Raw genomic sequence first — 22,460 nt, 5'->3', positions numbered from 1 at the left:
TCGTGTCCGCCTCCTGGCGGATGCAGTTGCGCTTTTCGCGGCTGCATTGACTGACGATTTGCCAGGCAGCTGCACGGTTGCCACCCCGCCGATTCCCTCGTGTTTTGAAATCACTGGAGAATCGGATGTTCAAGGGTATTTACCTTCAAGGAAAGCCGCACGCATGGCGCGGCCGCACTAAATTCAGGCTCGCGGCAGGTGCCGCGGCCATATTGCTGACCTTCTCGGGCGGGGCCTTTTCTCAGGGCACGTCGCAAGGTCCAGTCGTTGGAGCACAGGAACCCCAGACTGTCGCGGTGTCTCCCGCTGGGCCCCTGTCGCTGGCCAAGGCCATCGAGTTGGCCCTGGAAGGGAATCCAGAGGTGGCTGCCGCTACGCGCCAGTTGGAGGCAACAGAGGGGCAGATTCTTCAAGGGCGCTCACGCCCCAATCCCGAGCTTGCCTATTCGCTGGAAGACGCACGGTCCAAAACACGTACGCAAAGCTGGCAGCTCAACCTTCCCGTGGAATTGGGGGGAAAGCGTGCAGCGCGTACCAAGGCGGCCGAAAAGTCACGCGAGCAGGCGGCGGCCCAGCTCGCTGAGCTGAAGGGGACCGTGCGGGCCAATGTGGCCGCAGCCTACTTCGATGTCCTGACGGCGCAGGAGCGATTGGCACTCGCCAAAGACAGCGTCGCATTGGCCAAGTCGTCGACGGATACCGTGGCCAAGCGCGTAGCCGCTGGCAAGGTGTCACCTGTGGAAGAGTCCAAGGCCCGCGTTGCGGAAGCCGGCGTTCGCGTCGAGCTCGCCCAGGCAGCCAGCGAACAACGCAATGCACTGTCTCGCTTGTTTGCGCTGTTGGGACAGATCAATGCGCCGTTCACCGTCCTTGAGGGCAAAGCCGAAAACCTTCCAGCGGTACCACCCCTCGCCGATCTTCAGCCCTTGATTTCTTCTTCGCCAGGCGTTGTCCTTGCACGAATCGAGGTTGATCGGCGCCAGGCCCTGACTGAACTGGAGCAAAGCAAGCGCGTGCCCGATGTCACCGTCAGCGTCGGCATGCAGCGCAGCAACGAGACCCAACGCAACGTCCTTCTGTTTGGTGTCTCCGTGCCTCTGCCTGTGTTTGACCGCAACCAGGGCAACCTGCTGGAAGCGCTCAAACTTGAGGACAAGGCCCGTGACGAGTTGCAAGGGGCCACGGTGCGCCTGCACAGCGAAGTGGCGCAGGCGCGCGAACGCCTTTCGACGATCACTGCGGAGATCCAGTCGCTGCAGCAGGACGTCCGGCCCGGCGCGAAGTCGGCCTACGACGCGGCCACCATTGGCTTCGAGAACGGAAAGTTCAACTTCCTGGAGGTGCTCGATGCCCAGCGCACCTACTTCACCGCCAAATCCCAGTACCTCAAAGCCCTGGGCGAGGCACACCGCGCGGCGGCCGATGTCGACCGCCTGCTCGGGGCCAGCACGGTTTCCGGCTTGATCGCAACGCACAACTGAGCATGACCATGAACACCAGCACATCCACCATCAGCAAAAAGCATCTCATCGCTATTGCCGTTGTCCTCGCGCTAGGGGTCGGGGCAGGAGCCTTCATCCTGCAGGGCGGCGGCAAGCCCAAAGCAGTCGCTGCCGAGGGCGATGGCCACGGCCATGGCAGCCATACCGAGGCTAAGGGGCACGGTGATGGAGAGCACCATGGCAAGGGCGGTGAAAAAGGCCACGACGACGACAAAGGCCACGCCGATGGCGAACACCATGAAAAGAGCCAGGCTAAGGGCCCCCACGGCGGTACCGTGTTCAAGGAAGGCGACTTCAGCCTGGAGGCGTTGCTGTCCGAAGATGGTGGCGAGCCTCGGCTGCGGGTCTGGTTGTCCGACAAGGATAAGCCGCTCCCCCTGAACACGGTAACGGTCACGGCAACAGTGACCCGCCCCACCGACGAAAAGCAGAAGCTGACGTTTGCCGCAGAAAAGGACAGCTTGGTCAGCCGCGAGATCGTCGCCGAACCCCACGCGTTCGACATCGAGATCATTGCGCAGACGGCCACCGAACCTTTCATGTTCGTGATGAGCAAGGAAGAGGGAAAGATCGAACTGACCGATGCCCAGATCAAGGCCGCCTCCATTACGGTGGACTCCGCCTCGGCAGCCAACATCAAGACGGCGCTGCTTTTGCCCGGCGAGATCCGGCTGAACGAGGACCGGACTTCGCACGTGGTTCCCCGTCTGGCGGGTGTGGTGGAGAGTGTCAGCGCCAGCCTGGGCCAGGTCGTCAAAAAGGGGCAGATTCTTGCCGCCATCGCGAGCCCGACTGCTTCGGAGCAGCGCAGCGAGCTGCAGACGGCGCAAAAGCGCCTGGCGCTGGCCAAGACCACCTACGAGCGGGAAAAGAAGCTGTGGGAGCAAAAGGTCTCTGCCGAACAGGACTACCTGCAGGCCAGGCAGGCGTTGAGCGAAGCGGAGGTCGCTGTCGCCAACGCCAATCAGAAGCTCAGTGCGCTGGGCCTGTCCACCTCGTCCGTGTCCGGACTGAACCGTATCGAACTGCGCGCGCCCTTCGACGGCATCGTCATCGAAAAGCACCTGAGTCTTGGCGAGGCCGTCAAGGAAGATGCGGCGGTGTTCACCATCTCGGACCTTTCCAAGGTGTGGGCTGAGATCAATGTTCCTGCAAAGGATCTGCCGTCGGTGCGGTTGGGCGAGAAGGTCACCATCAAGGCCACCGCCTTCGATGCCTCCGCCACGGGCACTGTCGCTTTCGTGGGCGCGTTGATCGGTGAGCAGACCCGTACCGCCAAGGCCCGCGTCGTTCTTGATAACCCCAAGGGCGCCTGGCGCCCCGGCCTGTTCGTCAACGTCGAGGTGGTGTCCGAAGAAACGGCAGCGCCTGTGACCATCTCGGCCGACGCAGTCCAGAACGTCGGAGAAAAGCCCGTGGTCTTCCTCAAGGTCAACGGTGGGTTCATCGCCCAACCTGTGAAGCTGGGTCGAAGCGATGGCAAGCGCATCGAGGTCCTGTCGGGCCTCAAGCCCGGCATGCCCTACGCCTCGACAGGCAGCTTCGTCGTGAAGTCCGAACTCGGCAAGGGATCTGCCGAACACACGCACTGATCCCGGAGCGCATACATGTTTGAAAAACTCATCCGATTCTCGATCGAGCAGCGATGGCTGGTGCTGCTGGCGGCCCTGGGCATGGCGGCGCTGGGCGTCTTCAGCTACCAGAAGCTGCCCATCGACGCGGTCCCCGACATCACCAACGTCCAGGTTCAGATCAACACCCAGGCCGCCGGCTATTCGCCTCTGGAGACCGAGCAGCGGGTCACGTATCCCATCGAGACAGTCATGGCCGGCCTGCCGAACCTGGAGCAGACCAGGTCGCTGTCACGGTACGGACTGTCGCAAGTGACCGTCATCTTCAAAGACGGAACCGACATCTATTTCGCGCGCCAGTTGGTCAATGAGCGCATCCAGGAAGCCAGAGACCGGCTGCCCGCCGGCATCACGCCAGCCCTGGGGCCCATCTCGACCGGCTTGGGCGAGATCTATCTGTGGACCGTCGAAACCAAGGATGGGGCCAAGAAGCCCGATGGCAGTCCCTACACCCCGACCGACCTGCGCGAGATCCAGGACTGGATCATCAAGCCGCAGCTGCGAAACGTTCCTGGCGTGACCGAAATCAACTCCATTGGCGGCTTTGCCAAGGAGTACCAGATCGCCCCCATCCCGGAACGACTGGCCTCGCTGGGCGTGACGCTGCAAGACGTCGTCACGGCACTGGACCGCAACAACGGCAATGTGGGCGCGGGCTATATCGAAAAGCGCGGCGAGCAGTACCTGATTCGCGCCCCTGGACAGGTCAAGTCGCTGGAGGACATCGGCAACGTGATCCTCAGCAGTGCCAACGGTGTTCCTGTGCGCGTGCGTGACGTGGCCGAGGTGGGCATTGGCCGGGAACTGCGAACGGGTGCCGCAACCGACAACGGGCGCGAGGTGGTTCTTGGCACGGTGTTCATGCTGATCGGAGAAAACAGCCGGACCGTCTCGCAGGCAGTGGACAAGAAGATGCTGGAGGTCAACAAGAGCCTCCCAGAGGGCGTGCACGCGGTGACGGTCTATGACCGCACCGTGCTTGTCGACAAGGCCATCAATACCGTCAAGAAGAACCTGCTGGAAGGCGCGGTACTGGTGATCGTGATCCTGTTCCTCTTTCTGGGCAATATCCGGGCCGCAGTCATCACGGCAATGGTCATCCCCTTGTCGATGCTCTTCACGTTCACCGGGATGGTCCACTACAAGGTGAGTGCCAACCTGATGAGCCTGGGGGCCCTGGACTTCGGCATCATCATTGACGGCGCTGTGGTGATCGTGGAGAACTGCGTGCGGCGGCTCGCCCATGCGCAGGCGCACCACGGCCGGCCGTTGACGCGGGCCGAGCGCTTTCATGAAGTGTTCCTGGCATCTCAGGAGTCACGCCGCCCATTGCTGTTCGGACAGCTCATCATCATGGTGGTGTACCTGCCCATCTTCGCGCTGACGGGCGTGGAAGGGAAGATGTTCCACCCCATGGCCTTCACGGTGGTTGCCGCTTTGGTGGGCGCGATGATCCTGTCGGTGACCTTCATCCCGGCAGCTGTGGCCCTCTTCATCGGCAATCGGGTCAGCGAGAAGGAGAACTTTTTGCTGGGCCATGCCAAGCGCCTGTACGGCCCCATGCTTGATCGCGTGATGGGCGCCAAAACGCTGGTTCTCACCATTGCCGCGGTTGCCGTGGTCCTGTGCGGATTGATCGCGACCCGCATGGGCAGCGAGTTTGTACCCAACCTCAATGAAGGCGACTTCGCGATCCAGGCACTGCGCATTCCGGGCACCAGCCTTTCCCAGTCGGTGGCGATGCAGCAGCAGATCGAAAAGACGCTGAAAGCGAAGTTCCCCGAAATCGAGCGCATCTTCGCCAGAACCGGTACTGCGGAGATTGCTTCGGACCCCATGCCGCCGAACATTTCAGACGGGTACATCATGCTCAAGCCGATGGATGAATGGCCCGAGCCTCGAAAGACCCGTGATGAGTTGCTCGCGGCGATCCAGGAAGTCATTGGCAAGATCCCCGGCAACAACTACGAGTTCTCCCAGCCCATTCAGCTGCGCTTCAACGAGCTGATCTCAGGGGTGCGCAGCGACGTGGCCGTAAAGATCTTCGGTGACGACATGGACGTGTTGAACAAGTCCGCGGGAGAAGTCTCCGCCATGCTGCAAAAGATCCAGGGCTCCTCTGAGGTGAAGGTCGAGCAGACGACGGGCCTTCCGATGCTCACGGTGAACATTGACCGCCAGAAGGCAGCGCGCTACGGGTTGAACGTTGCCGACATCCAGGACACCGTGGCCACAGCCATTGGTGGTCGTGAGGCCGGCACCATGTTCGAGGGAGACCGCCGGTTCGATATCCTCGTTCGCCTGCCTGAGACGCTTCGCAACGACCTGGAAGGCATGAAGCGGCTACCCATACCGCTGCCGCGCTCTGCCGGTGCAACGGAAGCCAAGACGAACTTCATCCCGCTGGGTGAGGTCGCAACGTTCGAGCTGGCACCCGGCCCCAACCAGGTCAGCCGAGAAAACGGCAAGCGCCGCATCGTCGTGAGCACGAACGTGCGCGGGCGCGATGTGGGCTCCTTCGTGGCAGAGGCGGAGCAAGGTCTGGCGCAGATCAAGATCCCCACCGGCTACTGGACGAGCTGGGGTGGCACCTTTGAGAACCTGCAGTCGGCTACCAAGCGCCTGCAGATCGTTGTGCCGGTCTCCTTGCTGCTGGTCTTCGTGCTGCTGTTCGCGATGTTCGGCAATGCCAAGGATGGTCTGCTGGTCTTCACCGGCATCCCATTCGCATTGACAGGGGGCATTCTGGCCCTGTGGCTTCGGGACATCCCGATGTCCATCTCCGCAGCCGTTGGCTTTATTGCGCTGTCCGGGGTGGCGGTGCTCAACGGACTGGTGATGATTTCCTACATCCGCAGCCTGAGGGAAGGCGGCGTCGGCCTGGATGAAGCGATCCGGGATGGCGCCCTGACTCGGTTACGCCCGGTACTGATGACCGCCCTGGTGGCCTCGCTGGGCTTCATTCCCATGGCCATCGCCACAGGCACCGGCGCGGAAGTCCAGCGTCCTCTGGCCACTGTGGTGATCGGTGGAATTCTTTCATCCACGCTGCTCACGCTGCTCGTGCTGCCGATTCTTTACCGGCTGGCCCACAGGACCGATGAAGAAGCCGAGGACGTGTCTGCCGAGCCCTCCCACCCGGACGCACCGAAGCCTGTGTAGTCGAAGACGGTCCCGCTGATCGCGGGACCTTCCCTTTTCTCCAACCCCAAAGGAACTGCCATGAAACTCTCCCACCTCATTCTCGCCCTCACGGTATCGATCTCTGGCGCAGCCATCGCGGCTGACAACCACGGCCACGACGTCAAACCGATGCACGGTGGTGCTGTGGCGGAAGCCAAGGACGTCGAGTACGAATTCGTCGCCAGTGCCGACAAGCTGCAGCTCTACATGCGCGACCACGGAAAACCCGTTGCCGTGGCGGGGATGACCGCCAAGGTCACCCTGCTGGCCGGCAGCGAGAAGCAGGAGGTTCAACTCCAAGCCGGTGAGGGCAAGTTGGAAGCCGCGGGTAGCTTCAAGGTCCCCGCTGGTACCAAAGCCGTGGTCGCCGTCTCGAAGGCCGGCAAGTCGGTCGCCTCGGTCCGCTTCACGCTGAAGTAACACCAACGCCGCCCGAAGCATCGCTCAAGTCCATGCGAACGACCCCGCAGTGGCGGGTCCGGACCGCCCCTCGGCGCTGTGCATGTCCTTGCCCTTAGAGGCAAACAGGAGCGATCCATGTCAATGCAGGCGGCCCAGGGTGGGCTTTTCGCCAAGCTGTTCTGGATCTGGATCAGCTTGTTGGTCTCTGTGTTTGTGTTCTGGCGGCTGCGGCACATGTGGCTCAAGCGTCATCCCCCGATGGACGTTCGAACCAAGTACAGCCGGAGACTGGCCAAGAGACTGAGGGACCGGCAAATAACGCGCTTGAAGTGCCGAACCACGGGCAAGCCTCGGCATCGGCGACGTCATTGAGCGCCAAGGCCGGACGAGGACCGCGGACTGAACGCGGTCGATGACATCACCAGACTGAATCTGAGGAGACAGACCATGGGAAAAGGTTCCGACCACGCCTTGCCAGCGGCGGGAAACGAAAACGCATTGCGCTACGCGCTGATGCTCACCGGCGGCTTCATGCTGGCAGAGGTCATTGGTGGCGTCATGCTCAACAGCCTGGCTCTGCTGTCCGATGCCGCACACATGTTCACCGACGTGGCGGCGTTGGCCATTGCGCTGGCGGCCATTCGGGTCGGGCGCCGGGCTGTCGACGACCGGCGCACCTTTGGCTACCACCGATTTGAGATCCTGGCCGCCGCGTTCAATGCCTTGCTCCTGTTCGGTGTTGCGGCGTACATCCTCTATGAGGCGTGGCAACGCTGGAGCAACCCGCCGGCAGTTCAGACCACAGGGGTGCTGGTGATCGCTGTACTGGGCACGATCGTCAACCTCGTGAGCATGCGCCTTCTGTCCTCAGGCAAGGATTCCAGCCTCAATGTCAAAGGAGCCTACCTTGAAGTCTGGAGCGACCTGCTCGGCTCGATTGGTGTCATCGTGGGAGCGCTGGTCATTCTGTTCACAGGGTGGAACTGGGTCGACACCGTCATTGCCGTGGCCATCGGCTTGTGGGTGCTGCCGCGCACCTGGATCCTCCTGAAAGAGACGCTCAACATCCTGCTCGAAGGCGTCCCCGAAGGCATCGATCTGCCTCAGCTCAAGCGTGCGCTTCTGGACCTGCCAGGGGTGGCGTCTGTGCATGAGCTGCATGTCTGGGCGGTCAGCAGCGCCAAGACCAGTCTGAGCGCTCACGTCGTCTACAACCCGCAAGCGGCAGACCCTGCCACCATGCTGCACGCCGTCAACCAGATGCTGGCGAAGCAATTCGAGATCACCCACACCACCATCCAGTTGGAAACCCAAGCCTGCGGTACGGCTGCGGCCAGCGCTTCGAATGCTGGTGCGGATCACTGGAAAGCACCCGTGTGAATCCCGCTCGGACGACCACCCTCGGTTCCTGCTTTGCACAGGGCTGCGCAAACAGGTTGCGCCTGCCAGCGCTGTGTGTCGTGGCCTTGCTCGCCGCCGGCTGCGCCACCCCCGTGTATGAAAACTCGCTGCCGTGGGCGGAGGGTTGGCGCGTGGGAAAAATCAGCAGGATTGAAGCCACTGCTCAGGACCTGGCGTTCTACAAGCGCCGGTGCAAGACCGATCAGTTAGATCGTGCGCAAGAGCGGTTCGCCATTGTCCAGTGGAGAGAGGTGGGTCGGTCGCGCTGGACCGTTGCGCGTCTGCCTGCAGATGTAGCCGTGGTTGCTGGAGAGCCGGTCTACGTCAAGGTTTGGGATTGCTCGGCGGCCCTCGTCAAACGCGAGATGAATTAGAGCGCAGGCCAGCTCCAGTGGGTCGATTCAGATACCTAACCGGTCGCGCCCGGCGTGCACGAGTGAACGGCGCTGGGGCCCACCAGCAAGGAGCGTGAGGGTGGGCCAGCCCAGCGCGACTGGGCTCAGGATCTGATGTTCAGAGATCGCGACCATTGGAGTGGCCCGAGTGCGCGGCCGTCGAGCCCGCGTGGTGCTGGTGGTATTGGCCAGGGTAGATTTCATTGAGCTTGCGGCCGTCCTCGCCAGCGGCCATCAGGTCCCCGGTGTGGATGGCCTCTGCCAGTTCCTCCTTGACCTGCTCGCGTGTCTTGCCGGCTTGCGCCATCTTGGACGGATACAGGTTGGGCTGCAGTTCATTGAGCCGTGATCCGGATTCCCCGGCGGCAAGCATGTCACCGCTGCGAACGGCCTGCTCCAGTTCCGCCCGCACCTGGTCCCGGGTCTTGCCCAGCACCGGGGTCTTCAACTGGTAGCCACCGGCGCTGAGCTCACTGACTTTGGCGCCGATTTCCCCGCCGGCCATGATGTCGCCGCTGCGCAGGGCTTGCGATAGCTCGGCTTTGACCTCCTCGCGGGTCTTGGACTGGACACCATGGCTGGCATCGAAAGCGAATGCAGGGGCTGCGCTCAGCGCGAAAATGATGAGGGTGGTCTTGAGTTTCATATTGGTCCTTGAGGTCAATGCTTGGAAGCGAAAAATGGTGCCTTGGATAGGCAGGGTGGAATGAACGGCGTGTGCCAGGCCCGAAGGCCCTCAGCAACTCATGGAGCTTGGTGGGCTTCGACCCAGCCGATCTCGCCGCCCAGGTCGCGCACCCCATTCGCAGTGGCGGGGCGCTTTTGAGCCGCTTGCAGTTCATCGAGAACTTGCTGCCGGCTCTTCGTTGACACGGGCGCTTTGACCAGCGGATAGGTGGCGGGGTAGCCACGGCTGATCCAGTGCAATGAGCCATCTTGCTGGGCAACGAGCACGTTCTTTTGTACGTCTTCTCGGCTGACAGCGTTGCCCAGGTGGGATGGCACGAAAGTGACACCTTCTTCCTGGGTAGGGCTGGTGTGATACACGGTCGAAGCGAGGGAGGCCGTAGCGGCGGTCGCCAAGCCGAGTGCGATGAGGGCGAAACGAACTTTCATGGGGTCTCCTTGAGCACTGAACTCCCGTTTGGGAATTCAGGAGATGCAACCTTTTTTGCACCACGGAGACAAGGTTAGAAATCTGCCGCCCGCGTGGCGCTGACCGCAGCATTACAGTTTTGAAAGGACACACTTAAAAAATTGGGGAGAGGTTTGATTCGCGCCCCCTTCTTGGTGGAGGGACCGAGGCAAGCATGAATAAACCATCCATGGCGCGCGTGGTTTACCGTGGCTCTTTCGCTGCGGCAGGACGTTCCCCGCTCATCAGCGAGAGAAGCACCAGAGCCATTGCTCCCCCCACGATGGCCATGTCTGCGATATTGAAGGCAGGCCAGTGCCATCCGCGCAGGTGAAAGTCCAGATAGTCAATGACTTGACCCCGCACCGCCCGGTCGAATGCGTTGCCCACTGCGCCGCCAAGGATGAGACTGTAAGAAAGCCCTTCCAGTTTCCGCAGTGGGCTGTACAGCTGCAACGCTAGCCAAGCTGACACCGCGAGGGCAATCGCGAGAAAGAACCACCGCTGCCAGCCACCAGCGCCGGCGAGGAAACTGAACGCCGCGCCGGGATTGAGGACATGAACCAAATTGAAGAATGAAGTGACCTCATGCGACCATCCTGATGGGGTCCTCGCGTCGATATAGCTCTTGGCAGCCTGATCGGCGAGAAACACAATGATTGCGAGTGCATACCACTGCATTCTTTTCGGCGGGAGATTCATATAAGTTAACTTGGGTTGAAGGCTTCACGCACAGCTATCGCAGGAGCGAGAGGGGGGCTGATGCTATCTTCGCTGGTGCTGGTAGCGCCAAAGGGAGGATAAGTTCGAAGCGAACCAGATCGGCCACATTTGCGCAGCACTGCCAGACTCCGACGGCGCCCAGTAAAAGCGTCATCTACCATCTCGGTCCTGTGATCGGCAGACTTCGTGCCAAGCGCCGAGCCCAAGGGTGCGCAGCCGCAGCGCACGCCCCGCCCAACACAAGGCCTGCGATCACGTCCATCGGAAAATGCGCGCCCAGTACGATACGCGACCACCCGACTGCGGCTGCGAACAACAGCAAGCCAATCCTGCCCGCCAAGCCCAGCGCAGGCCAAAGTGCTGCCGCTAGGACCCCGGCGTAGACCGAGTGGCCGCTGGGCATGGTGTATCGGCTGTCAGGTGCAGAGTGGGCCCGGTAGACTGCATCGCCCAAGAGCACGAACGGACGCGGCAGCGCGAAGACCGCCTTGAAAATGGCTGCGCCAATGAATCCAAGCGCCAGTCCAAGCGCAAATCTGTACAACGTCACGTCGAATGGAATTGATCCTTCCCGGCCACGCATTCGCTGCCAAACCAGCATCAGTGCCACTACGCCCGGCGCGCCCCAGAAGCTGCCGACTACGCTCAAGATCTCGGGCAACAAGATCCAGTCGTTTGGCAGGGCACGTTGGATGGACAGGAAGAGATCCATGTTGGCGCCGCCCCATTCATACAGCCAGTGTCTTGTCCACTGCGTCAAGTCGTCAGGCGCCAGCATGAGGCGTCAGGCCGTCTTGAGTTTGAGCAGGCGCAGGCCGTTGAAGACGACGAGCATGCTGGCTCCCATGTCCGCGAACACTGCCATCCACATCGTTGCATGGCCCGTGAACGTCAGCGCGAGGAAGACCGCCTTGATGCCCAACGCCAGCACGATGTTCTGCGTCAGTATCGAGGCGGTCGTGCGCGACAGGCGGATGAACGTCGGGATCTTGCGCAGGTCGTCGTCCATCAGAGCGACGTCTGCCGTTTCTATGGCAGTGTCGGTACCGGCCGCACCCATGGCGAAGCCAATGTCGGAACGCGCGAGCGCCGGCGAATCGTTGATGCCGTCGCCCACCATCCCGACTTGGCCCTCACCGCCGATAAGGCTCTCGATGGTCTTGAGCTTGTCTTCGGGCAATTGGTCGCCACGGGCTTCAGAGATCCCGACCTGGGCCGCGATGGCGTCAGCTGTGTACTGATTGTCCCCGGTTAGCATCAGCGTGCGCACGCCGAGCGCTTGCAGGTCGGCCACGGCTTCACGGCTGGTTTCCTTCACCGTGTCGGCGACAGCGAAGATGCCGAGCACGGTGCTCTCATTCATCAGCAGGATGGCTGTCTTGCCTTGGCGCTCAAGGCCTTGAAGCTGCGATTGCAAAGCAACCTCGCTGAGGCCGAGCTCATTTGCGAGACGGTGATTGCCCATCTGCAGCATTCGGCCGTCAATGCGTCCACGCACGCCGCGCCCCGGCAGGGCCGAGAAGTCGTCGACTTCGTGCAGCGAGACGCCGTCCCGGTTTGCCTTGCGGGCAATGGCTTGGGACACCGGATGGTCTGAACGCGTAGCAAGGCTAGCAGCCCAGGCGGCTACCTGCTGGGCATCGCCGATCAGCGGCAGGAAGTCGGTCTGCTCGGGCTTGCCATGGGTGAGCGTGCCGGTCTTGTCCAGCGCCAAGGCCTTGAGTTTGCGCCCGCCCTCCAGATACACGCCACCCTTGATAAGGATGCCGCGCCTGGCGGCTGCGGCGAGACCGCTGACGATCGTGACGGGGGTTGAGATCACCAGCGCGCAGGGGCACGCGATCACCAGCAGCACCAGCGCCTTGTAGATCCAGTCGAACCACTCGCCGCCAAAGCCTAGCGGTGGAACGACCGCGACAAGCACGGCCACCACGAACACTGCCGGGGTGTAGATCCGCGCGAATTGGTCGACGAAGCGCTGCGTGGGCGCGCGGCTGCCCTGCGCCGACTCAACCGCATGGATGATGCGCGCAAGCGTCGAGTCGCTTGCGCCAGCGGTCACTTGGTACTCGAAGGAGCCGGTCTCGTTGATGGTGCCCGCGAACACCTGGTCGCCTTCCGCCTTCTCGACGGGGAGGCTCTCACCCGTGATGGGGGCCTGATTGATGGCCGAGCGGCCTGAGGTGATGAGACCATCCAGCGCAATGCGCTCGCCTGGACGCACCCGGACCACCGTGCCCTTGGCGATCTGCTTGGCTGGCAGTTCTGCCCACGAGCCGTCAGCCTGCCTCACGATTGCTGTCTCTGGTGCCAGGTCCATCAGTCAGCGAATCGCATTGCGCGCGCGGTCCAGCGACTTTGCCTCGATTACCTCGGCCAGCGCAAAGAGGAACATGACCATGGCCGCCTCGGGCCAGTGGCCGATCACCATGCCGCCCGTGACCGCAATTGACATCAGGGCGTTCATGTTCAGGTTGTGGTTTTTCAGGGCGATCCACCCCTTCTTGTAGGTGCTTAGGCCGCCAGTGAAGATCGAGACCAGGGCCAGCACGATCACGGCCCAATGGTTCCCATCGTTGACCCAGTAGACGCCTTCAGCGAGCACTGCCGCAATGCCGGATACGGCCATCGGCAACCAGCTAGTCTTGTGCGCTGGAACCAGGGGATCGCGCGGCTCGTCGGTCTTCTGCACCTCGGTTTCCATGCCCAGGGACTCGATGGCTTCGATGGCTGGCTGGATCGCGTCAGGCGAGTGCTGGACTGTGAGCGTACGCTGCATCAGGTTGAAATCCAGGCCTTGCACACCCGGCAGGCCTTGCAGCTTGCCGCGGATCAGGCTTTCCTCCGTCGGGCAGTCCATCTTGGCGATGCGCAGCCGTGTAGTGACTGTTTGCAGGTCCTGCCGCTCGGCCTTCATGCCTATGGAAACGAGCGCCTTCTCGATCGACTGCGTGGAGGTCAGCGTATGCTGCACACCCAGCACCCGTTGCATCAGGTTGAAGTCCAGGGCAGTCACGCCTGGCTCCTTGCTCAGGCGGTTGCGGATCAACGCTTCCTCCGTTGGGCAATCCATGTTCTCAATCCGGTACGTCACGCGCTCTCCGGCAGGCGTCTCCGAAATCGGGACGGTCGGCAGTGGCTTTTGTATCGAGGACTCGACCATTGGCTCGGTTGCCGCCGGCCTCGCGAGACTGGCGGGCTTTTCTTGCGCACGCATGCCAATGGAATCCAGGACCTGCTCCATTTGCGCGCGTGCCTCGGCGAGGTGCTTCACCGACAAGGTGCGTTCAGCCAAGTTAAAACCCAGGTCCTGGACCCCCTCAACCGTGCCCAGGTGCGAGCGGATGAGTTTCTCCTCGTTCGGACAGTCCATGTTTTCGATGCGGTAGGTGGTCAGCACCGAGGCATCTCGGAGAGCCTTAGCCTTCATTCCCACGGAGTGCAGCGCTTGCTCCAGATTCTCGACCGTGACCAACCTGTGCGAAACGGTCAGCTTGCGCTGTGGGAGATCGAATTCCAGCCGCTCGACGCCGGTCATGCCCTCCAACGTACGCCGCACCAGCGCTTCCTCGTTGCGGCAGTCCATGTTGCTTACATGGAAAACAGTGCTCTCAGTGCTGGCTTGTTCTCCGGCGCAGTTCGCCGGTTGGCCACTGCCGCCCGAGCATCCACATGAATTGGAAATATCATTGTTCATAAATAGTTCACTGTTCGTTGGCAGAGGATTTCCCCGCATGCCTTAATTAAAAAATCTCTAGTTGGTATAGAGTCAAGCTTTACGGAGGACAACCATGCTACGGATCGGTGAACTGGCCAAAAGGGCGGACTGCCTGGTGCAGACGGTGCGCTTTTACGAATCCGAGGGCTTGCTGCTAGAGCCTGCGCGCAGCGAAGGCAATTTCAGGTTGTATGACGATGCCCATTTGCGACGCTTGCTTTTCATCCGCCGCTGCCGTGCCAAGGACATGACTTTGGGGGAGATCCGGCAATTGTTGAGTTTTCGGGATCGGCCTGAGCTCGATTGCAGTGAGGTGAATTCGCTGGTGGACTCCCATATCGCCCAGGTGCGGGCCAAGATCAAGGAGTTGAGGGAGCTTGAGCGCGAGCTGACGGATCTGCGGCGCTCCTGTTGCACCGCCCGCACGGCGCGCGAGTGCGGCATTCTCAACGGCTTGGCCGAACCAGCCTGAACTCAAGCCGCGCGCTGGTAAGCCGGGACGGCAGGTAGCGCCCGTTTGTGGGCCGTGCGGCGGTAGGTTTGCAGGATAGCCTCAGCACTGGCCGGGGCGATCTCCCTGCATTCCAGAAAGTCGTCAATCGCGTCGTAACTAACGCCCAGCACTGCCTCATCGGAGCGAAGTGGCCGCATGGTTTCTAAATCGGCAGTGGGAACTTTGTACGCTAGCTTCTCGTCTCCTCCAAGTGCCAAGGCCATTGATCGAACGCGACGCTTTGTGAGACCGCCCAACGGACTCAGGTCGAACCCCCCGTCGCCAAACTTGGTGAAGAAGCCCATCACCGCTTCAGCGGCGTGGTCAGTACCGACCACCAGCCCGCCAGTAGCGCCTGCAACAGCGTACTGGGCGATCATGCGCTGGCGCGCCTTGATGTTGCCGAGTACGAAATCTGCCTGCCACTGGTCATTGAATGTTAGGCCTCCGACCTTCAGCTGCGCGAGCATTGCGTCAGCTGCCGGCTTGATATCTATCGCTAGCGTCTCATCCGGATCGATGAAGGTCAACGCGCGCTGGGCGTCTGCATGGTCGGCCTGCACACCATATGGCAGCCGCATCGCGATGAAGCGGACTGGCATCCCCGAGGAGCGTAACTGCTCCGCCGCGAGCTGGCACAGGCGCCCGGCGACGCTCGAGTCCACCCCCCCGCTAATCCCCAGCACAAAAGATCCTGCGCCGGCGCGGCGCGCGTAGTCCATGAGGAACTGCGTGCGCCTGGTGATCTCTGCAGACACATCGAAGCGCGGATCAATGCGCAGTTCGGCAGCAATGCGATTTTGATCTTCCGTCATGGCCGGCGCTCCTATCGACGCTTGAAGGTAACGGGATCAAGCTCTGCTGGCCATGTGCCACAGTCCATCACGCCAAATCGCCCGGTGCCGACGTTCTGCGGTGGGGTTTGGCCGAGGGCATGGCCCAAAGGCGCCAGTGCGAGACGAACGACTTGGGCCAGTACCTCCGAACAAAAGTGAGTCCTCCAGGCCAGACCGAGCATTGCTGCATGACTACGAAGGTGCAGGCCAAGATACGGCTGGGAAATGATATGGCCCAACTCAAGCGCACGCCATGCCGCGAGCCGGTCGCCGGCTGCTTCGCGCGTAGATGAGAGAGCCTTTTCACGCAGGAACGCGGCGCGGGCGAGCCCATAGTCCCTAGTGCAGGTGCCTTGCGCAATTGGCCTGCCGCGAAAAGGGTAGACCAGTTGAGCGCCGTAATTCATCGGGAAGTCCGTTTCCTTCAGGCCCACTTCAGTTGCGCCCAACTTGTGCTTGGGGAGCAAGAATGTGCCGAAGAGGTGGTCCCAGAGCATCCAGAACTCGCCATAATTGACTTGGGCGTCCTCGTACCCTCGTTTGTGGTGCCAGCGGTGGACCTCGGCGGCACCGATCACTAAGCGCAGCGCCCCGACCCGATAGTCCAAATTGGAGTGCTGAAAGGCCAGGTGTACGGCCAGCAGGCCGAGCCATGCTCCGACAGCCAATGCTGGTGCTCCCATCACCACCACGGCGAGCAAGCCGGGTGCAGCCATCATCCCCGCATGCAGGGGGTGCCGGCGCTCGCCGTTGAGCCAGTAAAGGCGTTCCGAGCTGTGATGGATCGCGTGAAACCGCCAGAGCCAAGCTACGCGGTGGCTCAGCCAATGGATGCTGTAAAGGCTGAAATCGAGTACTGCACCGACGGCAACGGCTTGCGCCCACAGCGGCCACTGATCCGGCCACCACATGCCTGCTGACCACAGCGGCGCCAGCGCAGCAATAACGCCGTGGACGGCGAGGAGCACGACGAGGTTGACCCCAGCGTGGATCGCGTCGCAAATGGTGTCCCGGTGGTCGCGAGCCCATGCCGTGTGAAAGGGCAGCCGCCGCTCCAGCAGCGCGACGCAAGCGAGGGCGGCAGCCACCGTCAGCGGCACCGTGGGGAAATACGGCCAGCCGCCAGCGAGCCCGCCGAAGAGCACCAGCGCGGTGGCGCCCAAGATCAACGGATAGCTGCCATACCGGATGACCGCCGCCAGGAAGTGGATTTCTTTCGTACTCATCATCTCTCCTCACAAAGGGTCAGGAAAGAATTGGAAACCCTCTAGCTGCAGTAGAGTCAAGCAGCCCGATCAGAAACCCCCGGCAGACCCGGGCCGGCGCCGATCCGCGCCAACTATGCACCTATAGTCCCGTCCGATGGCGTGCATCGTGCGCTCTACAAATGCATTGCCGCTACATGTTAAAGCCACCTACGAGCCTCGCTGCTTACCTCATGCTGCTGTCCCTTCTGTGGGGCGGCACGGCGTCGGCGCAGCATGGCGGCAATAGCGTAGTGGTGACAGAGCGCACGCGCGCCGAGTTGCTGGCCCATGCACCCGAGGGCCTGGAGCCGGGCAAGCCGGTTTGGGTCGGCCTGCAACTCACGCATCAGCCGGAGTGGCACTCCTACTGGAAAAACCCCGGTGACTCCGGACTTCCTACCAAGCTCGAATGGAAACTACCCGCAGGGGTGCTGGCAGATGAGATCAGGTGGCCAATCCCTCGCAAGTATCCGGTCGGCACGTTGATCAACTACGGCTACGAGCACGCCGTGCTGTTGCCGGTACCCTTGAACATCTCGTCGGAATTCAAGCCCTCGCTTCTGGGCAACGCGCTTGAAGTGAAGCTAAAGGCGCAATGGTTGGTGTGCCGAAGGGAGTGCATCCCTGAGGAAGGTGAGTTTTTGCTGGAGATTCCCGCCAAGAGTGCGATGGCCCTTCATGGATCCGTCTTCCAGGCGAGCTGGGCAAGCCAACCCCAAGCGTTGGAGGGGCACGCTACCGCCACGGTCGATGGAGAGACCTTGCTCCGTCGTGTCATCGGTTTGCCCTCGCACCTGCGGGGCAAATCATTGGAGTTCTTTCCCGAGACACCGGAAGTGATCGAAACTTCCGCACAATGGAGTCAAGCTTGGGACGGCGGGACATGGACCGCGCAGGTTCCGCTTTCGCCGCACCGCATCCAGAGTCCCGACGTGATGCCGATCGTGCTGACACAGGGAAACGAGGGCTTGAGCATTGGCGCTAGGGTGCAAGGTGCTTGGCCTGCGTCCGCCGCGCCGGTCGCTGTTTCGCCGGCCCTGCAAGAAGCGCTGCGCAGCAACATGGCCGCGGCCGAGTCGGACGCCGGGCTGACATTCCTGGCCGCCGTGCTGGGCGCATTTTTCGGCGGGCTGATCCTGAACCTGATGCCTTGCGTCTTCCCGGTCCTGGCGATGAAGATGGTCGGCTTCACGCATGCCGAGAACCAGCGGGCCAGGCGCATCGACGGAGTGGCGTACTCTGCCGGGGTCGTGGTGTCGTTTGTGGCGCTGGGACTGATCATCGTCGCGCTGCGCGGAGCGGGACAGCAGCTCGGCTGGGGGTTCCCGTTACAGGTACCCGGCGTGGTCGCCGCGCTAGCCGTGTTGTTCACACTGATCGGGCTGAACTTGGCTGGCGTGTTCGAGGTCCGCCAGTTCATCCCGACCCGGTCAGCTTCGCTGCGCAGCCGCCATCCGGCGGTGAACGCCTATCTGTCTGGCGTGCTGGCAGTTGTGGTGGCGTCCCCCTGCACGGCACCTTTTATGGGTGCCGCGCTGGGGTTCGCTGTTGGATTGCCCGCCGTTCAAGCCCTCTTGTTCTTTGCGATGCTCGGCGCCGGCATGGCGCTGCCGTATCTTGTCGCCAGCTGGATCCCGGCCTTTGCAAAATTGCTGCCTTGCCCCGGTGAGTGGATGTTGGCCTTCCGCAAACTGATGGCCTTCCCGATGTTCGCGGCAGTGGTATGGCTGTTATGGGTGTTGGGGCAGCAAAGCGGGATCGATGCGACCAGCGCCCTGCTGGCAGTCTTGGTTGCCACCAGCATGCTTGCCTGGAGCCTGAGTTTGACGGGTCGCACGCGCGTGATCGTTGGTTTGATCGCCGTCGCGTGGACGGCCGGATTCGCCTGGCTGCTCGCAGGCCAGATTGGCACAGTGCGACCGCAGCAGGCCGCGGCAGTGAACGATGGCGCCTGGCAGACTTGGGCGCCTGACCGGGTGGAGCAGTTACTGGCCAGCGGCCGTCCGGTGTTTGTCGACTTCACTGCGGCATGGTGCGTCACATGCCAGTACAACAAAAAGACCGTGCTGCAGAACCCGGAGGCGCTGGCCGACTTCGCAGCCAAGGACGTGGCACTGTTGCGCGCCGACTGGACGCTGCGCGACCCGGCGATTACAGCTTCGCTGGGCGAACTCGGGCGCAGCGGCGTACCCCTGTACGTGCTTTACACCAGCAACGCCCCTGCGCTAGTTCTCTCCGAGATATTGAGCGCGTACGACCTGCGTGCGGCGCTCTCAGATGTTGCCCTTTGCGTCCTCGCCGAAAGTCCCGCGAGTGTCGCACTAGCTATGTGGCGCCAGTGCTTGACCCTCCAGCCACTATAGACTTCAAGATGTGCGGACTTTAAAGGGACAAGCATGGCTGAACACCTCGAAGGCGACGAACTCGGTGGTTTGGACGCGACCAACGCGGCCGATCGCAAAATCTTGCGGGCCGTGTTGATGATAAACCTGGGGCAGTCCGCCGCTGGCATCGGTCTTGGCATATGGGCTGCCTCCACCGCACTGATGGGCGCCGGACTGGACAACTTGGCCGACGCGTCGGTCTATGCGGTCAGCTTGTACGCCGTCGGGCGGGCGGCCATGGTCAAAGTGCGCGCAGCGCGCTTATCGGGCTACTTGCTCATTGGCCTCGCCGTGCTGTTGTTGGTGGAGGTTCTTCGCCGCTTCGCTGGGGGGGAGGAACCTGTGGGGCCAGCAATGATGGCGATAGCTGCGCTGAACGCGGCTTTGAATTTGGTGTGCTTGAGGCTGCTAGGCCGCCATCGCGGTGAGGACGTGAACTTCAAGGCGTCGGCGATCTTCACGAACAACGACTCCATCGTCAACGGCGCCATTGTGCTTTCCGGGGCGCTCGTCATGTGGCTGGGATCGAATATTCCGGACTTGCTGCTGGGCGTTGTCGTAGCTGCCATTGCAGCAAACGGGGGGCGCGAAATACTGCGTGAAGCATCGGAAGCCGAGCAGCAGTAGTTACGGCTTTCCTGGCGCACTAACACGGTGAAGCGCCTGTTTCCGTGTCGAAGGCGACCAAGGGTAGCCAGAGCGCCCCTAGGACTGGCCGCAAGATGTACTGGCAGCAACGCAAACACCGACTGTCTCCGGCGATGGCTGCGCGCCGGCACGATGCGAGCCGGCAGTGGCTGAAGGAGCAACTGGGCCTGGGCGATACGGAAAACACGGTGGTAGTCACCCACCATGCACCGCATCCGCGATCCATCCCGCTGGAGTTTGAAGGCCACCCGCTGTCACCTTGCTACTCCAGCGACCTGGGAGCGCTGATGGGAAAAGCCAGCACGTGGATCCATGGACACATCCATAACAGCCTGGACTACCAGGTGCGAGGGACTCGGATCGTCACCAACCCCAGAGGCTACAGGCGCCTACTTGTCCTCAATCGTATATCGATCAAACTGAATGAGAGCGATGACCACCAGCTGCGCCCCCGCCACGCCCGCCAGCGGGTGCAGCAAAAATGCCACCACCGGCACCAGCAGCATCAGCTGCCGCAGGCCCCAGCTGTAGAGTAGGCCGGCCTTGCGCACATAGGCGCTGCCGGCGGCGGCCCAGCGCTGGCGCTGGGGAGCGCCCACAGGCATGCCGCCGATGAAGCCCGCATGGTTGTAATAGCGCACGGCCATCACCGATGCCACGAGCGACGCAAACAACAGGCACAGCAGCACCAGCTCCATGGCCAGCCGGGGCGTGACATGCGGCCAGTCGGCCGTGCCCGCGGAGGCCTCGCCCAGCGTGGCGTGCAGCGTGGGGGCGGTGAGCGACAGCGCTCCCATGAGGCCCAGCACCGCGGTGGACGCCGTCATGGTTGCCGACATCAGCGAGTTGCGCAGCGTCTGCACGGCCAGGATCTCGGAGCCTGGCTGCGCCGAAACGGCGGCAAACCAGTCCTCACGCAACGAGGCGTGGGCCGTGCGTGCCAGCCGCCCCGGGGTGCGCGGCTGGGCCAAGACCAGCCAGCCCTCGTATGCGGCAATGGTGCCCAGGGTGGCAATGGCGGCGAGCCAGGGGCTGGTGGTCACGGCGTCCACGCTCGTTCAAGCCGCCTGGGGTGCGCTGCGCGCCCGCTTGCGCGTCTCCAGCCATTCAAAGGCGCCCATGCCCGCCAGCATGGCCAGCACGAACACCACGGCCTTAGGCTCGCCTGCGCCCAGCGAGACGATGGCCGGCCCGGGGCAGAAGCCTGCCATGCCCCAGCCCACACCGAACAGCAGGCTGCCCAGCACCAGGCGCCGGTCGATGTGGCGTGCGGTGGGCAACTGCATGGCACCGCCCAGCACGCTGGTGCTGCGCTTGCGCGCCACGGCGAAGGCGAACACGGCCACCAGGATGGCACCACCCATCACGAAGGCGAGCGACGGGTCCCAAAGGCCGGCCAGGTCGAGAAAGCCGAGCACCTTGGCCGGATCAGTCATGCCCGAGATGATGAGGCCCAGACCAAAGACCAGGCCGATGCCGAATTCAGAAATGCGTTGCAGCTTCATGGATCGGTCCTTCTGTAATCAGGCCAGTACGTGGCGGATGAGGTAGACGGTGGCAAAGCCCGCGCCCATGAAGGCCAGCGTGGCCACCAGCGAGCGCGGCGACATGCGCGACAGGCCGCACACCCCGTGGCCGCTGGTGCAGCCCGAGCCATAGCGCGTGCCCAAGCCCACCAGCAGCCCGGCCAGCACCACCATGCCCCAGGTGGCGTCGATTCGCACTTCGCTCGCGCCCACCGCCATGCGGTAGAGCAGAGGGGCGGCCAGCATGCCCAGCACGAAGGCGACGCGCCACGCAACATCCTTGCCGTCCTTTCCCTGCTTTGGGTGCAGTAGACCGCCCAGGATGCCGCTGATGCCCAGGATGCGGCCATGCAGCAGCACGAAGGCGGCAGCCGCTAGGCCCAGGATGAGGCCGCCTGCCAGCGCGGCCCAGGGGGTGAAATGGTTCCAGTCAAACTGCATGGGGTGCCTCCTTGGGTGCACAGAATTGTTCGAACAGGGTCTGCATGACGGCCAGCGCCTGGGGGCTGGCGATCTGGTAGTAGATGTGCTTGCCGTCGCGGCGGGTGGTCACCAGCCCTTCGTCACGCAGCACGCCCAGTTGCTGCGACAGCGTGGGCTGGGCGATGCCCACCAGCGCCTCCAGCTCGCCCACGCGCTTTTCTCCTTCGGTGAGCTGGCACAGCAGCAGCAGCCGGTCGGGGTTGGAGAGCGCCTTCATCAGCCGGCAAGCGCTATCCGCTGAGCGGCGCAGGCTTTCCAGGTCCATGGGGGTCGTGGCTTCGGCCTGCATGGGGGCTCCATTGGTTGCGGGTTGCGGTGAGGTGGATCAATGTCCTGGTCGATAGTTTATTGACGGACAAAATATCTGTCAATAAACTATAAGAATATTAAGTGATGACGCGAGGACACGCCCCATGCAACCGCCAGCCACCGCACAACCCCAGGTTCAAGCCTTCTTCGACCCCGCCACCTGGACGGTGACCTACGTGGTGTTTGACCATCCGGGCGGGCATTGCGCCATCGTCGACCCGGTGCTCGACTACGACCCCAAGGCCGGCCGCACGCGCACCGCTTCGGCCGGCAAGGTGGCCGACTTCGTGCGCGCGCAGCAACTCGGGGTCTCCTCGTTTTCAGTGCAATAAGTGACGGTACGAAAAGCTAGCACTGGCGCGGAGGTGGTGTTGGTAGATCGTTGATTTCATTGACTTTCCTGTTCACTTTCAAATCTGCGATTCGTGGCGTCAAACCGTGGTC

General features: G+C 62.4%; 19 protein-coding genes and 2 pseudogenes. 10 read left to right on the top strand and 11 right to left on the bottom strand.

Annotation, left to right across the window (positions count from 1 at the left end):
* Positions 1-125: 125 nt before the first annotated feature.
* The 6 genes from ACK59X_RS01095 (at position 126) to ACK59X_RS01070 (ending at position 8,493) form a co-directional block, all read left to right on the top strand.
* Positions 126-1,481, top strand: coding sequence for a TolC family protein (locus tag ACK59X_RS01095; protein ID WP_409954599.1), 1,356 nt, complete (start codon positions 126-128; stop codon positions 1,479-1,481).
* 2 nt (positions 1,482-1,483) lie between these two features.
* Positions 1,484-3,094, top strand: a complete 1,611-nt coding sequence (locus ACK59X_RS01090) for an efflux RND transporter periplasmic adaptor subunit (protein ID WP_184856135.1) — start codon at positions 1,484-1,486, stop codon at positions 3,092-3,094.
* Between the two features lie 15 nt (positions 3,095-3,109).
* The gene (locus tag ACK59X_RS01085; protein WP_409954598.1) at positions 3,110-6,295 is read left to right on the top strand and encodes a CusA/CzcA family heavy metal efflux RND transporter; all 3,186 of its coding nucleotides are present in this window, start codon (positions 3,110-3,112) and stop codon (positions 6,293-6,295) included.
* Positions 6,296-6,355: 60 nt separating this feature from the next.
* Complete coding sequence (locus ACK59X_RS01080) at positions 6,356-6,736, top strand: hypothetical protein (protein ID WP_116005321.1); 381 nt, start codon at positions 6,356-6,358, stop codon at positions 6,734-6,736.
* 429 nt (positions 6,737-7,165) lie between these two features.
* Positions 7,166-8,098: a cation diffusion facilitator family transporter gene (locus tag ACK59X_RS01075; protein WP_116005322.1), complete on the top strand. Its 933-nt coding sequence runs from the start codon at positions 7,166-7,168 to the stop codon at positions 8,096-8,098.
* A gap of 80 nt (positions 8,099-8,178) precedes the next feature.
* On the top strand, positions 8,179-8,493 hold the full coding sequence (locus tag ACK59X_RS01070; protein ID WP_116701318.1) for a hypothetical protein: 315 nt from the start codon (positions 8,179-8,181) through the stop codon (positions 8,491-8,493).
* A 139-nt stretch (positions 8,494-8,632) separates the two neighbouring features.
* Here the strand turns inward: ACK59X_RS01070 and ACK59X_RS01065 are convergent, their stop codons facing one another.
* From ACK59X_RS01065 to ACK59X_RS01045, 5 genes and pseudogenes are all read right to left on the bottom strand, one after another.
* Positions 8,633-9,160 carry a DUF4148 domain-containing protein gene (locus ACK59X_RS01065; protein ID WP_409954597.1) on the bottom strand — a complete coding sequence of 176 codons (528 nt, stop codon included), beginning with the start codon at positions 9,158-9,160 and terminating at the stop codon, positions 8,633-8,635.
* A gap of 98 nt (positions 9,161-9,258) precedes the next feature.
* The gene (locus tag ACK59X_RS01060; protein WP_409954596.1) at positions 9,259-9,630 is read right to left on the bottom strand and encodes a hypothetical protein; all 372 of its coding nucleotides are present in this window, start codon (positions 9,628-9,630) and stop codon (positions 9,259-9,261) included.
* 223 nt (positions 9,631-9,853) lie between these two features.
* Positions 9,854-10,351, bottom strand: a complete 498-nt coding sequence (gene lspA, locus ACK59X_RS01055) for a signal peptidase II (RefSeq protein ID WP_116005326.1) — start codon at positions 10,349-10,351, stop codon at positions 9,854-9,856.
* 175 nt (positions 10,352-10,526) lie between these two features.
* Positions 10,527-11,150, bottom strand: a complete 624-nt coding sequence (locus ACK59X_RS01050) for a phosphatase PAP2 family protein (protein WP_409954595.1) — start codon at positions 11,148-11,150, stop codon at positions 10,527-10,529.
* 6 nt (positions 11,151-11,156) lie between these two features.
* Positions 11,157-14,069 (bottom strand): annotated as a pseudogene (locus ACK59X_RS01045) (heavy metal translocating P-type ATPase).
* Between the two features lie 94 nt (positions 14,070-14,163).
* On the opposite strand from ACK59X_RS01045, the gene cadR reads away from it, so the two are divergent.
* Positions 14,164-14,562, top strand: coding sequence for a Cd(II)/Pb(II)-responsive transcriptional regulator (gene cadR, locus ACK59X_RS01040; protein WP_116005329.1), 399 nt, complete (start codon positions 14,164-14,166; stop codon positions 14,560-14,562).
* 2 nt (positions 14,563-14,564) lie between these two features.
* On the opposite strand, the gene nadE is transcribed toward cadR, so the two are convergent.
* Both nadE and ACK59X_RS01030 read right to left on the bottom strand, forming a co-directional pair.
* Positions 14,565-15,413: an ammonia-dependent NAD(+) synthetase gene (gene nadE / locus ACK59X_RS01035; protein WP_409954617.1), complete on the bottom strand. Its 849-nt coding sequence runs from the start codon at positions 15,411-15,413 to the stop codon at positions 14,565-14,567.
* Positions 15,410-16,645, bottom strand: a complete 1,236-nt coding sequence (locus ACK59X_RS01030) for a sterol desaturase family protein (RefSeq protein WP_409954594.1) — start codon at positions 16,643-16,645, stop codon at positions 15,410-15,412. The genes nadE and ACK59X_RS01030 overlap by 4 nt, the downstream gene beginning before the upstream one ends.
* Positions 16,646-16,857: 212 nt before the next feature.
* Here ACK59X_RS01030 and ACK59X_RS01025 point away from each other — a divergent pair, with 212 nt between their 5' ends.
* Both ACK59X_RS01025 and ACK59X_RS01020 read left to right on the top strand, forming a co-directional pair.
* Positions 16,858-19,029: a protein-disulfide reductase DsbD family protein gene (locus tag ACK59X_RS01025; RefSeq protein WP_409954593.1), complete on the top strand. Its 2,172-nt coding sequence runs from the start codon at positions 16,858-16,860 to the stop codon at positions 19,027-19,029.
* A 33-nt stretch (positions 19,030-19,062) separates the two neighbouring features.
* A complete protein-coding gene (locus ACK59X_RS01020) occupies positions 19,063-19,677 on the top strand; it encodes a cation transporter (protein ID WP_409954592.1) in 615 nt (204 codons plus the stop codon).
* Between the two features lie 410 nt (positions 19,678-20,087).
* On the opposite strand, the gene ACK59X_RS01015 is transcribed toward ACK59X_RS01020, so the two are convergent.
* The 4 genes from ACK59X_RS01015 to ACK59X_RS01000 are packed head-to-tail and all read right to left on the bottom strand — an operon-like array spanning position 20,088 to position 21,996.
* A complete protein-coding gene (locus tag ACK59X_RS01015; protein WP_409954591.1) occupies positions 20,088-20,741 on the bottom strand; it encodes a DUF599 domain-containing protein in 654 nt (217 codons plus the stop codon).
* A 15-nt stretch (positions 20,742-20,756) separates the two neighbouring features.
* Positions 20,757-21,203 carry a DUF6691 family protein gene (locus ACK59X_RS01010; RefSeq protein WP_409954590.1) on the bottom strand — a complete coding sequence of 149 codons (447 nt, stop codon included), beginning with the start codon at positions 21,201-21,203 and terminating at the stop codon, positions 20,757-20,759.
* An 18-nt stretch (positions 21,204-21,221) separates the two neighbouring features.
* Complete coding sequence (locus ACK59X_RS01005; RefSeq protein WP_409954589.1) at positions 21,222-21,665, bottom strand: YeeE/YedE family protein; 444 nt, start codon at positions 21,663-21,665, stop codon at positions 21,222-21,224.
* A complete protein-coding gene (locus ACK59X_RS01000) occupies positions 21,655-21,996 on the bottom strand; it encodes an ArsR/SmtB family transcription factor (RefSeq protein WP_409954588.1) in 342 nt (113 codons plus the stop codon). The genes ACK59X_RS01005 and ACK59X_RS01000 overlap by 11 nt, the downstream gene beginning before the upstream one ends.
* 124 nt (positions 21,997-22,120) lie before the next feature.
* Here ACK59X_RS01000 and ACK59X_RS00995 point away from each other — a divergent pair.
* Positions 22,121-22,327, top strand: a pseudogene (locus ACK59X_RS00995) (MBL fold metallo-hydrolase); the annotation flags it as partial.
* Positions 22,328-22,460: the final 133 nt, after the last annotated feature.

Origin of the sequence: Acidovorax sp. (assembly GCF_046339755.1) — a bacterium.
In the GTDB taxonomy this organism is placed as follows: domain Bacteria; phylum Pseudomonadota; class Gammaproteobacteria; order Burkholderiales; family Burkholderiaceae_C; genus Acidovorax.
This window is presented reverse-complemented; position numbering and strand designations above follow the sequence as displayed.

Excerpts from the sequence above, each read along its gene's own strand:
- ACK59X_RS01095 (WP_409954599.1), top strand. The coding sequence starts at position 126 with ATGTTCAAGGGTATTTACCTTCAAGGAAAGCCGCACGCATGGCGCGGC.
- ACK59X_RS01090 (WP_184856135.1), top strand. The coding sequence starts at position 1,484 with ATGACCATGAACACCAGCACATCCACCATCAGCAAAAAGCATCTCATC.
- ACK59X_RS01085 (WP_409954598.1), top strand. The coding sequence starts at position 3,110 with ATGTTTGAAAAACTCATCCGATTCTCGATCGAGCAGCGATGGCTGGTG.
- ACK59X_RS01080 (WP_116005321.1), top strand. The coding sequence starts at position 6,356 with ATGAAACTCTCCCACCTCATTCTCGCCCTCACGGTATCGATCTCTGGC.
- ACK59X_RS01075 (WP_116005322.1), top strand. The coding sequence starts at position 7,166 with ATGGGAAAAGGTTCCGACCACGCCTTGCCAGCGGCGGGAAACGAAAAC.
- ACK59X_RS01065 (WP_409954597.1), bottom strand. The coding sequence starts at position 9,160 with ATGAAACTCAAGACCACCCTCATCATTTTCGCGCTGAGCGCAGCCCCT.
- ACK59X_RS01060 (WP_409954596.1), bottom strand. The coding sequence starts at position 9,630 with ATGAAAGTTCGTTTCGCCCTCATCGCACTCGGCTTGGCGACCGCCGCT.
- lspA (WP_116005326.1), bottom strand. The coding sequence starts at position 10,351 with ATGAATCTCCCGCCGAAAAGAATGCAGTGGTATGCACTCGCAATCATT.
- ACK59X_RS01050 (WP_409954595.1), bottom strand. The coding sequence starts at position 11,150 with ATGCTGGCGCCTGACGACTTGACGCAGTGGACAAGACACTGGCTGTAT.
- cadR (WP_116005329.1), top strand. The coding sequence starts at position 14,164 with ATGCTACGGATCGGTGAACTGGCCAAAAGGGCGGACTGCCTGGTGCAG.
- ACK59X_RS01030 (WP_409954594.1), bottom strand. The coding sequence starts at position 16,645 with ATGAGTACGAAAGAAATCCACTTCCTGGCGGCGGTCATCCGGTATGGC.
- ACK59X_RS01025 (WP_409954593.1), top strand. The coding sequence starts at position 16,858 with ATGCTGCTGTCCCTTCTGTGGGGCGGCACGGCGTCGGCGCAGCATGGC.
- ACK59X_RS01020 (WP_409954592.1), top strand. The coding sequence starts at position 19,063 with ATGGCTGAACACCTCGAAGGCGACGAACTCGGTGGTTTGGACGCGACC.
- ACK59X_RS01010 (WP_409954590.1), bottom strand. The coding sequence starts at position 21,203 with ATGAAGCTGCAACGCATTTCTGAATTCGGCATCGGCCTGGTCTTTGGT.
- ACK59X_RS01005 (WP_409954589.1), bottom strand. The coding sequence starts at position 21,665 with ATGCAGTTTGACTGGAACCATTTCACCCCCTGGGCCGCGCTGGCAGGC.
- ACK59X_RS01000 (WP_409954588.1), bottom strand. The coding sequence starts at position 21,996 with ATGCAGGCCGAAGCCACGACCCCCATGGACCTGGAAAGCCTGCGCCGC.